General features: G+C 53.7%; 13 protein-coding genes and 1 pseudogene. 5 read left to right on the forward strand and 9 right to left on the reverse strand.

Translation table 11 applies throughout. From position 1 onward, the window contains the following. Positions 1-199: 199 nt before the first annotated feature. Together MKX76_RS14350 and MKX76_RS14355 are read left to right on the forward strand one after the other, a co-directional pair. Positions 200-1045, forward strand: coding sequence for a sugar phosphate isomerase/epimerase family protein (locus MKX76_RS14350; RefSeq protein WP_341034019.1), 846 nt, complete (start codon positions 200-202; stop codon positions 1043-1045). 176 nt (positions 1046-1221) lie between these two features. After that, positions 1222-1497, forward strand: a complete 276-nt coding sequence (locus MKX76_RS14355; RefSeq protein ID WP_077564858.1) for a hypothetical protein — start codon at positions 1222-1224, stop codon at positions 1495-1497. A gap of 70 nt (positions 1498-1567) precedes the next feature. Here the strand turns inward: MKX76_RS14355 and MKX76_RS14360 are convergent, their stop codons facing one another. The 8 genes from MKX76_RS14360 to MKX76_RS14395 all read right to left on the reverse strand — a co-directional run bounded on the left by MKX76_RS14360 (position 1568) and on the right by MKX76_RS14395 (position 11033). Next, complete coding sequence (locus tag MKX76_RS14360; protein ID WP_341034020.1) at positions 1568-3121, reverse strand: hydantoinase/oxoprolinase family protein; 1554 nt, start codon at positions 3119-3121, stop codon at positions 1568-1570. Next, positions 3114-4217 (reverse strand): DUF917 domain-containing protein, encoded by a 1104-nt coding sequence (locus MKX76_RS14365; RefSeq protein ID WP_028404362.1) that lies wholly within the window; start codon positions 4215-4217, stop codon positions 3114-3116. Before MKX76_RS14365 ends, MKX76_RS14360 begins: the two co-directional genes overlap by 8 nt. Further along, positions 4217-5482 carry a cytosine permease gene (locus MKX76_RS14370; RefSeq protein ID WP_341034021.1) on the reverse strand — a complete coding sequence of 422 codons (1266 nt, stop codon included), beginning with the start codon at positions 5480-5482 and terminating at the stop codon, positions 4217-4219. The genes MKX76_RS14365 and MKX76_RS14370 overlap by 1 nt, the downstream gene beginning before the upstream one ends. Before the next feature lie 142 nt (positions 5483-5624). After that, positions 5625-7181 carry a PucR family transcriptional regulator gene (locus tag MKX76_RS14375; RefSeq protein WP_341034023.1) on the reverse strand — a complete coding sequence of 519 codons (1557 nt, stop codon included), beginning with the start codon at positions 7179-7181 and terminating at the stop codon, positions 5625-5627. 214 nt (positions 7182-7395) lie between these two features. After that, positions 7396-8094, reverse strand: a complete 699-nt coding sequence (gene sigK / locus MKX76_RS14380) for an RNA polymerase sporulation sigma factor SigK (RefSeq protein WP_007129338.1) — start codon at positions 8092-8094, stop codon at positions 7396-7398. A gap of 152 nt (positions 8095-8246) precedes the next feature. Beyond that, entirely contained in the window at positions 8247-9287 is a 1041-nt protein-coding gene (locus MKX76_RS14385; RefSeq protein WP_341034024.1) for a dienelactone hydrolase family protein, read from the reverse strand. A 308-nt stretch (positions 9288-9595) separates the two neighbouring features. Further along, the gene (locus MKX76_RS14390; RefSeq protein ID WP_251536984.1) at positions 9596-10450 is read right to left on the reverse strand and encodes an anti-sigma factor; all 855 of its coding nucleotides are present in this window, start codon (positions 10448-10450) and stop codon (positions 9596-9598) included. Then, positions 10431-11033: a sigma-70 family RNA polymerase sigma factor gene (locus tag MKX76_RS14395; RefSeq protein WP_007129335.1), complete on the reverse strand. Its 603-nt coding sequence runs from the start codon at positions 11031-11033 to the stop codon at positions 10431-10433. Before MKX76_RS14395 ends, MKX76_RS14390 begins: the two co-directional genes overlap by 20 nt. A 262-nt stretch (positions 11034-11295) precedes the next feature. Here MKX76_RS14395 and MKX76_RS14400 point away from each other — a divergent pair, with 262 nt between their 5' ends. Genes MKX76_RS14400 through MKX76_RS14410 form a run of 3 tightly spaced genes read left to right on the forward strand, consistent with a single transcriptional unit; the run spans position 11296 to position 14559 of the window. Continuing rightward, entirely contained in the window at positions 11296-12459 is a 1164-nt protein-coding gene (locus tag MKX76_RS14400; protein ID WP_251536986.1) for a COG1470 family protein, read from the forward strand. 2 nt (positions 12460-12461) lie between these two features. Next, the gene (locus tag MKX76_RS14405) at positions 12462-13487 is read left to right on the forward strand and encodes an ABC transporter ATP-binding protein (RefSeq protein ID WP_007129333.1); all 1026 of its coding nucleotides are present in this window, start codon (positions 12462-12464) and stop codon (positions 13485-13487) included. Next, entirely contained in the window at positions 13453-14559 is a 1107-nt protein-coding gene (locus MKX76_RS14410; RefSeq protein ID WP_007129332.1) for an ABC transporter permease, read from the forward strand. Before MKX76_RS14405 ends, MKX76_RS14410 begins: the two co-directional genes overlap by 35 nt. Positions 14560-14729: 170 nt before the next feature. On the opposite strand, the pseudogene MKX76_RS14415 reads toward MKX76_RS14410, so the two are convergent. Continuing rightward, positions 14730-14813 (reverse strand): annotated as a pseudogene (locus MKX76_RS14415) (group II intron maturase-specific domain-containing protein); the annotation flags it as partial. Positions 14814-14832 lie beyond the last annotated feature (19 nt).

Genomic DNA, 14832 nt, shown 5'->3' on the forward strand with positions numbered 1-14832 from the left:
AATCAGTAATAATACGTACCCTCGGGAGTCTCTATAACAAGAGTATTTCGGCACCTTGGTTTGCATTCCCTCTCTGCCCGATATAAAATTCGATGTCTTTAACTCAACTTTAAATCTCCTAATAAGAAGGTTTGATAGATTTATGGGCGAAAACATAACTATAATAGAAATGAACTTTAAGAGATTGGAGACGATAGAAATGCTTCAAGGATTAACAGCTGCAGGACTCGGAAAACTTGAAAGCGATTTACAGCTTATCGAACTCGCTTCCCGCTACGGTTTTGATTGCGTGGATTTAGATGCGAAGAGCTTGGTGAACCGTTTGGGAACAGAAGAGGCGGCAGCGCTGCTGCAGTCGAGCAATATTCAAATCGGCGCCATCGGATTGCCTGTAGAGTGGAGAGGAACGGATGAGCAGTTCCTGGAAGGGCTGGAGAAGCTTCCGTCCGCAGCAGCCGCGGCTGCTGCCTTGGGCTGCACTCGCTGCTGTACATACATTCTTCCTTCCACGGATGCGCCGGCTGCGCATTTCATGGCTGTGGCAACCAAGCGCCTTCGCAGCTGCGCGAATATTCTGGGCGCTTACGGCATTCGGCTGGGACTGGAATTCGTCGGGCCGCATCATCTGCGCACGCAGTGGAAGCATCCGTTCATCTGGACCGTTCAGGAAACGCTGGATTGGATCGATGCCATCGGCGAACCGAATGTCGGGCTTCTGTATGATGCTTACCACTGGTACACCAATGAAATGAGCGTGTCGGATATCCGCCAGCTGCGTGCGGACCAGATTGTTCATGTTCATATTAATGACGCCAAGGATATTCCGGTCCAGGACGTCCTCGATAATGATCGGCTGTATCCAGGTGAGGGAGTGATCGATTTGGCAGGCTTCCTTCGCGCGCTGAACGATATCGGGTATGCAGGGCCAGTCAGCCAAGAGATATTGACCGCTGCCCAGCCGACGGCTTCGCCTGAAGAGCTTGTCATCAGATCACGCGCTGCGTTTGATCGGGTGTTCCAGGCTGCAGGGTTGATACAGCAATAAAGCACCGGATGCCCGAGCGTCACTATATAAGTGAACAATGAATGGATGTCAGGGCAAGTACGTAAAATGATCCTGCAATCGCTGTTGGTTTCAGATTGGCCGCGGTTTTTCCGCATGATTTCCGGGATCACAGGGGACACTGTCGGTATATCAGGTACCATTCAGGAGGCTTCGCTATGAACCGGTTTAAGAAGGAAGAACGGGATGAGTATACGGATTTGTCGACCGTAGAGTCCCAGCGCAATGATCTGACTGCGGAAGAGTTTCCCGAAGGTCCTTTCGGCTCAAGCCTGATGACGGAATCGCTTGGCAAGAGCAGCCCGTGGAGAGCCGATCAGCGGCCGCCGAACCGCTTCGACTATGAAAATCGGGAGCTTCATCAGGAGCTGAAGCGCGACTATCCGTCCGAGGATCAAATCATCCAGACCGAATTCGATCAGGAAGAATCCTGATCAGCTTCTAAAAAGCCAAACAGCCGGACCCCTTGACGCAACTCTCAAGGGGTCCGGCTGTTTCACGTTCCTATTTCATTTTCCCTACGACTTTCACTCTTAATCTTGTCGCATTCTCCGGATGATAAGCCAGCGGGGTTTCTTCCACTTCAACCAATTCGATCGTAACCGCATCCGCTCCGGCCAATACCGCCTGCTTGACCGCTTTTGCCTCCGCATCCTTCAGACAAGCCTCGCGCGGTTCCCGTGCATAAATATAAATCTGTTCATATTGCCCGCTGATTTGAGCAATGGACGCCCCGATGGCGTTGGCTACACTTCCGTTCTCCACTTTCATCATGCTGGCTACTCCCCGAATCGAATCCGGGATAATAATGCTGCCTCCACCGACAAGAACGAGCTGAACGTCCTCCGAGGAGGTTTTCATTTTATCGATCGCTTGCTCGACGATTGCAGAAATTTCGGCCTGCACCGCTTTCGCAAACGCCTCCTCTATATGGGACACTAATCGCTTGTCGCCTACATCGGCCAGTCCCAGCCGGACGGCGATATCGGTGGTTGTCAGCGTGCTGCCGCCAAAGACAAGCGCTTCTTCGCCGATCCTGTACCCGACACTGTCGGGTCCGACCGAGATCTTGCCGCTTTCGTCCACGCGGACAATACTGCCTCCGCCCAGTCCAACGGAGATAATGTCCGGCATTCGGAAATTGGTACGGATATCGCCGACTTCCACGGCAACCGACGACTCTCTCGGGAATCCATCCTGCAGAACGCCGATATCCGAAGTCGTACCCCCAACGTCCAGCACCATCGTATCTTTGATCTTCGCCAAATAAGAAGCTCCGCGAATGCTGTTCGTCGGGCCGCAGGCGATTGTGAGGATCGGGAACTGTTTGGCGTAATCAATAGACATTAATGTGCCGTCATTTTGACATAAATACACAGCCGCATCCGTAATTCCTTCCTCCTCCAGGGCGTTTACGAACCCTTGGGTGGTCGTCTCGATCACCTTGCACAGCGCCGCATTTAAGATGGTCGCATTCTCACGTTCAATGAGTCCGACGGAGCCGATCAGGGAAGAGCAGGAAACCGGATAATCTTCTCCATATACCTCGTGAATAAGATCGCGGACGCTTAGCTCCTGGTCATTCTTGATGGAGGAAAATACGCCGATGACCGCGATGGACTCGACTTTTCCCCGCCATGCTGCCAATAGCTCGCGAATTTCATTCTCATCGACTTCGCCGAGCACTTGACCATCGTATTCATATCCCCCATGAACTAGAGCGTAGTTTCCCGACAGCTTCTCAACCATATCGTCCGGCCAAGCCGTATACGGAGGAACGGAAGCCGTTGCAGGATAGCCTAGGCGAATGACGCCGACCGTGGCCAGCTTTTTACGTTCCACAATCGCGTTGGTGCATTGCGTCGTGCCAAGCATGGCATGCGTAATTTGGGTTTTATCGATGCTCGATTCCTGCAGCAATTTCCTAAGCGATGCTTCGATCCCTGTCTGGATGTCCAGACTGGTTGGTGATTTTACGGAGTGAACCAACTGATGAAGCTCGTCCAAAATAATGGCGTCCGTATTCGTTCCGCCCACATCGATTCCGATTCTATACATGATCAGCCACCGCCTTTTTCACCAGTTCTTCAATCGGAACATAATCGTAATCATATCCAAAGTACCTTGGTCCGGCCGTTTGGATTCCTTTATCCGTTCTCCATTTTTCATGCGCCGGAAGTCCGATTACCCGCACGCGCTTGCCATACTTCAGACTCTCGGTCGTGACGGGCGTTAACGTTTCATAATCCACCAGACAGAGCAAGTCCGGGGTCATGCCGACAACCTGTCCGTCCCTTTCGGCAACGAGATTCTCATTTTGAAAATGAACCTTCATATTGCCGCCTTTATGGGCTTCGATGCCTTCCAGATTCATTTTGCCGAGATTAAAGCCTCCCTTGGTTTCCCGGATCACATCGACGATTTTTCCTTGGAACAGCTCGAAGCCGGACACCAACGTTAAAAGCTCATGCAGCTTTTCTTTCGCATCTCTATGGTTCGAGGAAATAATCTGCCCGATTTGCTCAGATAACGTAACCACATGATGGACCCCGCTTCTCTTCATTTGAGCCCCGGTCGTCGGGTACAGGCTCACCAAAGCGCTGGCCCCCATTTCGACCGTAGCTGCCCGGGCCAAGCGTTCTGTCCATTTGTTATCGATCGTTTCAAAAATGCCGATATTTCCTTTCTCGTCCGTAATCGCCATGGGCGTTGCCGAGATTCCATCCAGGTTAAATGTCACCATCTGCAGCTCGGGAAAGGCTCTGCCCATTCCGTCGCAATCGATCAGCGGCAGACCGAGCTGCGCCGCAACGACGATCGGGATCATGGAATTGACGCCGCCCGCTTCCATGGGATACGTGCCTGCGATTTTGTCCTCTCCCAAATACCGGGCCAGCTTCTGAAAGACCTTCACAAACTCGCTTCCGTTCGGAAATTTCTCGGATGATACGGAAGGGGCTCCCATCATGGCTGCCGGAATAAAAAAGTCTTCATCGCCGATTTCATCGACCGAATACAATTTGACGGGCCCGTTCTTCTCAACAGCCGAAATCGCCATCAATTTTCCGATATACGGGTCTCCGCCACCGCCTGTTCCCAGGAAAGCAGCGCCAATCGCAATATTTTCAATCGAGGCTTTATCTAAATATCTCATCAGTGTTCCTCCAATATGACAGACTTTGTAACGGTAAAGCGATATCCTACCACATAAATGACAAATGAAATGACAATGCCGATCAACGGCTGATTAGATACCTGCGGTAAACTGGGGAAGAACGACACCACGACGGGTAGGCAGGCAATGACCGAACCGATCAGCCACGATAAAACGCCCAGTCGATTAACGCCCTCCGTTTCCTTCCAGCGGCTTTTATCCCCTTTGTTCATCACCCAATAAGCGGCAATCATGACGCCCGCTACGGGAGGCACCATGGCCGACAACACGGACATGACCGGCGTAAAGTAATCCAGAATGCCCACGACGGCAAGCACCGTCCCGATCAGTCCGGCGGCGCCTACCGCCCATTTTTCTTTTTCCTTGGAAACGTTAAAGACATTGATCAACGCGAACCCGCCCGAGATCGCATTCACCATATTGGTCTTCCAAGCCGCCAGGATCAGCACGATGCCGCCGATCAACGGAGTGGCGATGTTCAAAAAGACGGCCGTAACATCATTCGTTTGGTAAGCCAGCGTCAAGACGGCCCCTACGCTAATCATCAGAACGCCTGCCGGGATAATCCCGAAGAGGGCGGCTTTCCACACATCGGAACGCTTCGCGGAAAATTGCGAATAATCCCCGGCAATAACCGCTCCGAGCGCAAAGGAGCCCATCGTTACCGCCAGCCCGTCCATGAAGCTCATGTCCTGCTCAGGTCTGTAGTTCGAAATAAGCTGCAGCGTCTCTCCATTCAGCGCCTTGACCAAACCATACACGCAGAGCACGACCAGCAATGGTACCGCAATATAACTGAGCACGCGCAGTACTTTGATTCCGTACATTGCAGAAACGACCATCACCAAACCGCTGATCAGCGAGGCTATTGGGACCGGAATCGCAATATCAAACTCGGCCAACAAATTTGCCAGCGCCGCGCCGCACACATTGGCCTGAATCCCAAACCAACCGAGGCAGGCAATCGTCAAAATAATCGAAAGAATCGTGCGGGATCCCTTGCTGCCAAACACCTGGCTCGCAACCTGAACGGTCGACTTGCCCAGCTCCGTGCTTTGAATTCCCTGTAAAATCATGATGGCTACGATAATGGCGTACCCGACCAAAGTAACCACTAAGGTTTGGGATAAGCTCATACCGGTGATGAGCGTATTCCCTACCAGGAGACCCGGTATGCTGATCATCGCGCCGGCCCAAACGATCCCCAGCGTGAACCAAGACTGCGTTTTTTCTGTATTGCTCATCCTATCCCGCTCCCTCCACTTGATCGAGTGACCAAAAACTATTTTTCTTATTGTAAAAGAAGAGGGACAACGCGTCTTTTTCCGAAATAAAAATAAAAATCCGAATTTTTGTCATTTTCGACAAACCCTCGGATTCTTGGACTTAGTTATGGATTAACCGGTAGATCATGCAGGCCAGATACACATCGTAAAATTCGGAATTCATCGTGATATCGTAGCCCAGCAGCTCGCTGATTTTCTTGATGCGGTACTTTACGGTGTTTTTGTGGACAAAGAGGAGCTTGGCACAGACATCAAAATTCCCCTTCGCATCCAGAAGAAATATCGTTAATGTTCTAACCGATTCAGGGTCATCCAGAATAGGAGCGATCACCGCCATCCATTCCTCAATGACTTCTTCTCCTTGCACGCTCAAGTCGATCGCCCGCTTCATGGAGCGAATTTCTGCAGCCGTAAACATTTTCCGTTCTTGATATATAAGATGCACTTTCTTCCCGACTTGGTTCACGAGCTGATACATCCTGCGTACATCCGTCGTATTCCTCATTCTCGGCGCGTACACCATTTCCGATATGGATGGCAGGAAGCTTGTCGTATCGATATATTCTTCAGCCACCTCAATCTCATTGTATTTATAGGAGCAGTTGCCCAGAAGGACGATGATGCAATGATCGATCGTTTGAATGACCGCCGTTTTATAGGATTTGGAGAGATGCTCCGACAGTTCCTCCCTGATGCGTTTTTCCTCCGATAAATCCTGAATGTAGACGAGCCACATCATTTGGATCGACGCGACATCGATATGCAGCAGATGGGCAAGTCTCCGCATCTTTTCGCTTTCATCATTGATAATCGCCTTGACCAAGGCATATTCGCTGACCTCGTTATGCTTGTCTCCCCATAAATTGATAGCCACCTGCACGACCTCGCTGATTTTATCGATGGTCTTCCCCGGCAGCTTCGAATTTTCCTTGATTAAAAAAAGATTCAGCGCCTCCCCGTTCTTTTGGCGGAGAACCTTATGATCAACAAAACAGGAGATGTCGGAGCTGATCGCTCCGGCACTGCCGTTCGCCATTTGAGGCGCGTGCTCCTGAATGATTTTCACCACATCCAACGTAGAGTTGCGCGGCCACATGACTTGATTCACGATCTCAAGCTTCGTATTGGTCAGTACAATGTTGGCTTTCAGCCGGTCGGCTAACAATTTCAGCATTATCTCCACGCTGCGCGAATGCTCCGGAAGGTACGACACCTTCTCCAGCGATTCATTGACAAAATTATCATTGATCGTCTGATTGTCCAGCACGATCGCTTCCATCACTTCATAAATCACTTCATTGTAACGCAAGGAGGAATCGTTCTCGGGCATGCAGATGATAATAAAATTTTGGGACTCGGCTAATTGCAGCACTTCCTCCGGCACCTTCGGAATGACAATTCCGACATAATATAAAATCAGTCCCACTTCACCGAGATTAATCAAGTATTGAATCGCTTCGCACTGCTTGTCCACACTGTCCTTGATGGAGTATAACGAGCTGATCACAATTTCCTCCGCATACCACTCCTCTTGGACGGAACGGACGATTTTAGAAGAAAAATCAGCGTTGGAAACCTCCAATACGGATAATGAGGAGACCGTACGATGAAGGCTGTTCAGTCCGGTCAGCACCTTGGCGCCCCGGAATGAAGGCAATTGCAGTATATCTTTAACGGTTACCCCATATGTTTCACCACTTCTTCTTGTTTTTGTTCCAATGATCAAAGTTATAATCCCGTCATTAAGGGATGCTTATACTTGGCTGCGTGTCTTACATTTTAAAGTGATTTCTGCTGGATTGCTACCAGGAAAAAAAGCGCCGCATGAAACTTAAAGTCAAAAAAAGACCGGGCATGGCCCGATCCTCAAATCACTTTTTCTTATAAAACTCATGATACAGCTTCATTAGCGCCCGCTTCTCAATCCGGGACACATAGCTCCGGGAAATCCCGAGCTCCTTGGCGATTTCGCGCTGGGTACGCTCCTCTCCCCCCGCTTCGAGCCCAAACCGTCCGATCACGACTTCCTTCTCCCGGTCATCCAAAATATCAAGATTGCGGTAAATCTTGCTCTTCTCAATCTTCAGCTGCACCGCATCAACGATATCATCCGCTTCGCTTCCGAGAATATCTATCAATGTGATTTCATTTCCCTCTTTGTCAGTTCCTATCGGGTCATGCAATGATACGTCTTTTCGCGTCTTCTTCAAGGAACGAAGATGCATCAGAATTTCATTTTCTATGCAACGGGCAGCAAATGTCGCCAGCTTCGTGCCTTTATTCGGCCGGAAGCTTTCAATCGCCTTGATGAGTCCAATCGTCCCGATGGAAATCAAGTCTTCCAAATCCTCGCCGGTGTTGTCGAATTTTTTGACGATATGCGCGACCAGCCGGAGGTTATGCTCAATCAGTTTGTTGCGCGATTGAGGGTCGCCTTCGGCCATTCGCTGCAGATGCTTTGCTTCCTCATCCTCTGTTAGGGGCTGGGGAAACGCATTGTTTTTCACGTACGAAACGAGCAGGGTCAACTCTTTAATGAACAAAGCAATTGCGGTAAACAATCCAGGCACTGTAGGACACCTCCTGCGAAAAATACAATGCAACCGGCCCTATACGCGCTCGGTTCTCGGTCTTCTCATTGTATGTAGGCTGAGGCCCAGAAGTGCCTGTACGTTTGGAAATGCGTCCAATAAAATCGATCAAAATGCGGAGGCTTCCCCGCTCATCCAGCCGCTCCCGGCTTGCTCAGCTGATCGAACAGCCAATCGTACGAGTACCTGCCGCTGATTTGGTGCCTTCCCGGGAACAGATCGGCCATCAGTCGATCCTCCGCCCCTTCGCGCCGGTAGATGTCCCGGAGCTGATCAGCAGCGGCACGAAAGCCCTGCTCGGGAAATATCCGATCCTCGCTGCCCGATTCCACAAACAAGGGTCTCGGCGAGATCAGCCCCAGCCACTCCGGAAGCTCGGCATGGGCCAGCATGCCGGGGATGTAATTGCATACGCAGTGCTGCACCGCCAAGATGCTGTCCTTAAACGTATTCGGATACCCGGCAATGACGGCAGCCCGAATCCGCGGGTCCAGCACCGCGGTCAAAAACGAGATCATCCCCCCGCCGGAGAAACCCATGATGCCGATTCGGTCGCTGCGTACCTCTGCCCGGCCAGCGGCATAATCGACCGTCTTTAACGTTTCCGTCACGCGCAGACCTGCCAGCGTCTTGCCATGCATCATCAGCAGGGTGGATAAGCGAAGGCAGGAGTGGTTCACGTCCGGGTTAGCTGCCACATCCGCCTGAAGCCGCCGCTCTCCGAAGCCGGCAACGTCCGGGGCGATGACAATCATCCCCCGCTTCGCCAATTGAATGGCAAAATGCCCGTGGGCTCCAGGCGGCTCCATGTCCGGAGAGCCGTCCGGCTTCAATCCGACAATTTCCCTGCTTCCGTATCCGTGGCCGTGAAGCGCTACGACAGCAGGCAGCGGGTCGCGGCTGTAGCTGTCCGGAACGAGCACGTACGCTGCAAACGACAATCCGGGTATCGCCGACAGCTGAACCCGTTCCCGAATATAACCGTCACAGACCGTTCGTTCAAGCAGTACGGGCTCCTGACCCTTGCTTGCATCAAAATCGCCGAGCAGCTCACGCAGCTTATGCTTCAAGTACTGCTTTCTCTCCTCTGCCGTACGGGACGCCTTCGCCGTCTCTATACGCTTCATGCTGCTGTCGTACAGCTTCTCCAAATATTCGTCCGCATGCCACATCCGCTATTACACCGCCCTTTTAGTAAATTTCAGATTGGATCACATGACTCGTATATGATCCGTGTTTCGATTGCTCTATTTTCTGTAGACAGACGCTAGACATCCGGCATAAGCATGGTCGCTCCCCATACCGGCTTCCCTGGCCAGACGGAATCCTTAAGGGAACCGGTGTGTAACGGTCATTGGTCTTGCTCTCACCAAGACAGCGGATCTTGCCGTTGCGGCACCGGGCGATACGGTTGATTGCTAACGGCAATCCGCTGTTTCGCCGGTCGGCCGTCTCCCGCAGCTGCGGATTTGCGCTCGCGTTATTCCTGCTCGAAATCGACAAGCACAGCCTCGGGGCCGGTCGGGCGCAAGCTTCCTCCTTTAGGTTCCATGCTGACGACGATCCGCTTGGCTTTTTTAGCGCCAAAGCCGTAATAATAGCTTCGGCCCTGCGTCCCTTGAACGAGCATAAAGCCTGCGCTCGACAGCTGATCCTCATCCTGCAGCCATACCTGGTAATCCTTCTCCTTCAAAGAGTACAATCCGTTAACGACAATCAGCATTTCCCCGGATCCCCGCTTTAACCAGACCGATCCGCTGCCATAGAAAGGCTCCACCGGCTGGATGGCATACCGTTCGGTATCGGCGCTCTGCATATGCGCGATCCGCTGATTCACCGCATGATCAAAGGTTTCTTCCTTGCCCGCGGCCCCCTTCGAGGCAAACAGCCCGACGAACAGGGCGAGGAGGGCCGCCCCTGCGATCGCCTGCAGCGCATAACGGCGATTGGCGGCTGCACGTTTGCGCAGGGATCGCGCATAAGCCGCGCGCATAAGTCTCTTTCGCAGCCGCTGGGAAGGCTCGGGCTTGGGCTCGGTCCGATCGGATGCCTTCCCGGTGCTGAATGCAGGCTCCGCATCGAAACCGCCGGGGATCTCCCTCTCGCTGACTTCCTGAACCGAACAGTTGCCGAAGCCGCCGGCTTCGCCTAAAATCACCTGCCACTCGGCGGCCGTCCGGGCGCAGGCTTCGCAATGCCGCAAATGGCGTTCCACTGCAGAACGGTCCGCTTCAGACAGCCTATTCATCGCGTAATCGGCCAGCTTCTCCTCCGGGTACAACGGACAGCTTACGACAGCATCATCTTCGTGATGACTATGCTTTGTATGCATCATGCTTCGGCTCTCCCCCTTCCTTCGGATCGGCGGCGTCAAGGCGCCGCCTCACGTTGTGAATTCCGTAGCGGATCAGCGATTTGATCGTCCCGACAGGGCGCTTCATCATTTCTGCCATTTCTCTGTGGGACAGCTGTTCGACGTAGCTGCCATATACGGCCATGCGCTGCAGCGGCGGAATGGCCCGCAACGCCTCCTTCACTTGATCCAGCTCCACGCGGCGCAGAGCGGCCATCTCGACGGATTCCCGTTCGCTGAACAGAATCGGCTCCGGCAGCTCCTCCTCATTCCAATCACACACCGTCATGCGCTGCTTGCGGCGGAGCCGGTCCATCGCCCTGCTGCGCGTTCGTACGGCAAGCCATGCCTCCACACTCCCCCGGTCGGGATCGTACTGATCCGCCTTATGCAGCACTTCCATAAAGATATCCTGGCATAAATCCTCCGCATCGGCCGGATCCTTGGTCATCGTCAGCGCAAGCCGATATACCATCTGGGCGTAGTTGTCATAGAACCGCCCGAATGCCGCAGCCGATCCGTCCGCAATCTCTGCAAGCCATTCCGCAGGATGCTCGCCCACCATCTTCTCCCCCTAACATGACTTTATCGTCTTCGCCCGAACCAGGCGATTGTCCATGAAGGAACCCGAAGCTGACCATAAACGCGCTATGACAGCTATTTTCGATTCATTATTGTAGCAAAGCGGATTTCGGTTTTGAACGGAGCATTCGCTTTTTAAGCTTCCTTTAATGAATTTTTTATGTGTTTTTAAGCTTCCGCGTAAATCCAATCCCCGCCTTTACTTCGTACTAAGGATGAATGAAATCACTAGGAGGGGTTTTGTCATGAGAATCGCTGGAAAGTCAATAAAATCGCTGAGCTTGCTGCTCCTCATTATGCTGGGCGCAAGCTTGCTGACGGGAGGCAGGCCGGTGTTTGCAGCCGGGGAAGTTACGCTGTATACACCCTATACCTCCATATCCGCTCCGCCGGGAGAGACGATAAATTATCCGGTTGAGGTCAAGAACAATACCGGCGGCGTTGTAACAGCGCCGCTTCAATTAAACAACCTTCCCGACGGCTGGGCAGCCAAGCTGAGCGGGGGTGGATGGCAGCTGAAGGAGGTATCGGTCAAGCCGGGAGAAGCTGAATCCGTAACGCTTGAGGTGACCGTTCCGCTCAAGGTGAACAAGGGCTCCTACAGCTTCCAGTTATCGGCCGGCTCCATGGGCAGCCTTCCGCTCACCGTCGATATTACAGAGCAGGGAACGTATCAGACGGAACTGACCACCGACCAGGCGAATTTGGAAGGCCATGCCGATTCCACCTTCACCTACACAGTGAATCTGCAGAACCGTACGGCCAGTAAGCAAAATTACGCGCTGCAAGCCGATGCCCAGGCAGGCTGGGACGTAAAATTCACCTCAGGGGGGAACCAGGTGTCTTCCGTAGAGATCGAACCGGGCGCGAACCAATCGATCACGGTTGATGTCAAACCGCCGGCTGAGGTTACGGAAGGAACCTTCAAGATTCCGATCCGGGCCTCCAACCAATCCACCTCGTCCGAGTTGACGCTGGAAGCCGTCATTACCGGTTCCTATGGGCTTGAGCTGACGACGCCGACCGGCCTCCTGAGCACGAGCGTGAGCGCCGGTGGCAGCAAGACGATCGAGCTGCAGGTAAAGAATACGGGAACCGCCGATCTGTCGGACATCAATTTGAGCTCCGAAGCGCCGGTGGATTGGGAGGTGACCTTCAATCCGAAGACGATCGAGAACCTGCCGGCCGGCCAGTCCACGACCGTGGAGGCGAAGCTGACCGCAAGCGATAAAGCGATCGCCGGCGATTATGTAACCAACATGAAGGCTTCCGCGGCTGAGGCCAGCTCGGATGCCCAATTCCGCGTTTCGGTGAAAGGCTCCATGCTGTGGGGCTGGATCGGCGTCCTGATCATCTTGGCCATTATTGGCGGCATCTACTATCTGATTCGCAAATACGGGAGGAGATAACCGTGACGGAAACGGTCATAGACATTCACGAGCTGACGAAGAGCTACGGCAAGGCGAAAGCCGTCGACCGCCTCTCCCTGCGAATATCGCGCGGCGAAATCTTCGGCCTGCTCGGTCCGAACGGGGCAGGGAAGTCGACCACGATCTTGATGCTGCTCGGACTGAGCGAGCCCGATTCCGGAACGATTAACGTGCTCGGCATGAATCCGACCCGAGAGCCGATTCCGGTTAAGCAGCGGGTCGGCTACCTCCCTGATGACGTCGGTTTCTATGAGGACCGCACGGGACTGGAGAACTTGATGCTTACCGCCAGGCTGAACGGCATCCCGGAGGATGCCGCGCGCGAGAGGGCAAAGCTGCTGCTGGAGCAGGTCGGGCTGGATAACGCCGCCCATAAGAAGACTGGCGCTTATTCCCGAGGCATGCGCCAGCGCCTGGGGCTTGCCGATGTGCTCGTCAAGTCCCCGGAAATCATCATTCTTGACGAGCCGACCTTGGGCATCGACCCGACCGGGATGGAGGAGCTGCTCAGCCTGATTCGCAAGCTAAGCCGTGAGCAGAATCTGACGGTGCTCCTGTCCTCGCATCAGCTCCATCAGGTTCAGCAGATTTGCGACAGAGTCGGCCTGTTCGTCCGGGGACGGCTGCTCGCCGAAGGCGATGTCCCCAGCCTGTCGAGGACGCTGTTCGCCGACGATCCGCTGCTGATTACAGCGGACATCGAAGGTCTATCGCCTGCCCTGGAGGAGAGCATCCGCGGGATTGATGGCGTGCATCGCCTGGAAATCGAGACTGTAGGACAAGGGGCTGCGGGTCAACAGGGCGCCCTGTCCGCGGATGGCCGCTGCAGGCTGCAGATCCGGTGCGATTCTGACTGCAGTCCCGACATTGCGGGCGCCATAGTCGGTTCCGGTGCGCGCCTGTTTGCTTTGCACCGCCAGGAATACGGTCTTGATGAAATTTACCATCGTTATTTTGCAGGAGGTGAGCCTCATGGCAAAGGAGACGACGCCAAACGCAGCGGCTAAACTGAACGGCTACGCCAGCAAAGCGAAGGCATGGCTTCATAGCCGCCGAGACATGCTGAGAAAGCCGGTGCGCGCCTCCGGCGAAGGCGCGGCGCACGGCGGACGCAGATCCCGCTCCATACCCGGTGCCTTCGGCGTCCTTGTACGCAAGGAGGTATCCGACCATATCCGAAGCTGGCGCTTTATTCTGCTTCTGGGCATTATTGCTCTTACCTGCGTAGCCTCTCTATATACGGCGTTGAACAGCATCCGGGATGCCCTCGGTTCGGAGGACGGCGTGCAGGAATTCGTCCTGCTGAAGCTGTTTACCATCTCCGACGGAACCCTGCCGACGTTCATCGGCTTTGTCGGGTTTCTTGGGCCGCTGCTCGGAATCGGCATGGGCTTTGATGCGGTAAACAGCGAGCGGAACAAAGGCACGCTCAGCCGGATCATGGCTCAGCCGATTCACCGTGACGACCTGCTGAACGCTAAATTCGTCGCATCCCTGATCGTCATCAGCATCATGTTCCTGACCCTCGGGTTCCTGACCATGGCGCTGGGAACCCTGATCATCGGCATTCCGCCGACCTTCGAGGAATTTCTGCGAATCATCAGCTTTTTGCTTGTGACGATCTTCTATGTCGGCTTCTGGCTGAACCTGTCCATTATGTTCTCGGTCCGCTTCCGCCAGCCGGCGACATCGGCGCTGTCCTGTATTGCGGTATGGCTGTTCTTCAGCTTTTTCTACGATATGATCCTGCAGCTGATCGCAAAGGGAATCGCGCCGAGCGCCCCTACGACCACGGTTCAGGACGTGCTCAACTACCAAAATCTGATGATGTGGCTGAACCGCATCTCGCCTTACACCCTATTCAATGAAGCGACCACCACGCTGCTTGTCCCGTCGGTCCGAAATCTCGGACCGCTGACGAACGAGCAGGTGATCGGAGCCATCGCGAGCCCCTTGCCATTCGGGCAAAGCTTGCTGCTCGTATGGCCGCAAATTACGGGGCTCACGGCGCTTACCTTGATCTGCTTCGCCCTGTCCTACGTCCTCTTCCTCCGTCAAGAGATTCGAGGACGCTCATAATCGGAAGGCCGGCTAGTCCAAGCCGACCGAGCATGGAGGCCGTAGCCGCAGGCAGCAGGCAAATGGCCGCCGTCTCCTTATGATCAAATAGGAGGGGACGGCACCCCCATCCTCACTGCCTATCATGGGGATCCGCATACGTCGGTTGCATAAGGTTAACTAACCTCCAACTAAAGAGAAAGCAAGCTTTTCAGCCCTTTCGCTTCCCAGTAGGAAGTCGGAAGGGCATTCTTCATATTTCGGGGCATTTCCCAAGTCCATGAATATCCAATT

Origin of the sequence: Paenibacillus sp. FSL R5-0810, from assembly GCF_038002285.1 — a bacterium.
In the GTDB taxonomy this organism is placed as follows: Bacteria; Bacillota; Bacilli; order Paenibacillales; family Paenibacillaceae; genus Paenibacillus_AQ; species Paenibacillus_AQ lactis.

Excerpts from the sequence above, each read along its gene's own strand:
- MKX76_RS14350 (WP_341034019.1), top strand. The coding sequence starts at position 200 with ATGCTTCAAGGATTAACAGCTGCAGGACTCGGAAAACTTGAAAGCGAT.
- MKX76_RS14355 (WP_077564858.1), top strand. The coding sequence starts at position 1,222 with ATGAACCGGTTTAAGAAGGAAGAACGGGATGAGTATACGGATTTGTCG.
- MKX76_RS14360 (WP_341034020.1), bottom strand. The coding sequence starts at position 3,121 with ATGTATAGAATCGGAATCGATGTGGGCGGAACGAATACGGACGCCATT.
- MKX76_RS14365 (WP_028404362.1), bottom strand. The coding sequence starts at position 4,217 with ATGAGATATTTAGATAAAGCCTCGATTGAAAATATTGCGATTGGCGCT.
- MKX76_RS14370 (WP_341034021.1), bottom strand. The coding sequence starts at position 5,482 with ATGAGCAATACAGAAAAAACGCAGTCTTGGTTCACGCTGGGGATCGTT.
- MKX76_RS14385 (WP_341034024.1), bottom strand. The coding sequence starts at position 9,287 with ATGTGGCATGCGGACGAATATTTGGAGAAGCTGTACGACAGCAGCATG.
- MKX76_RS14390 (WP_251536984.1), bottom strand. The coding sequence starts at position 10,450 with ATGATGCATACAAAGCATAGTCATCACGAAGATGATGCTGTCGTAAGC.
- MKX76_RS14395 (WP_007129335.1), bottom strand. The coding sequence starts at position 11,033 with ATGGTGGGCGAGCATCCTGCGGAATGGCTTGCAGAGATTGCGGACGGA.
- MKX76_RS14400 (WP_251536986.1), top strand. The coding sequence starts at position 11,296 with ATGAGAATCGCTGGAAAGTCAATAAAATCGCTGAGCTTGCTGCTCCTC.
- MKX76_RS14410 (WP_007129332.1), top strand. The coding sequence starts at position 13,453 with ATGGCAAAGGAGACGACGCCAAACGCAGCGGCTAAACTGAACGGCTAC.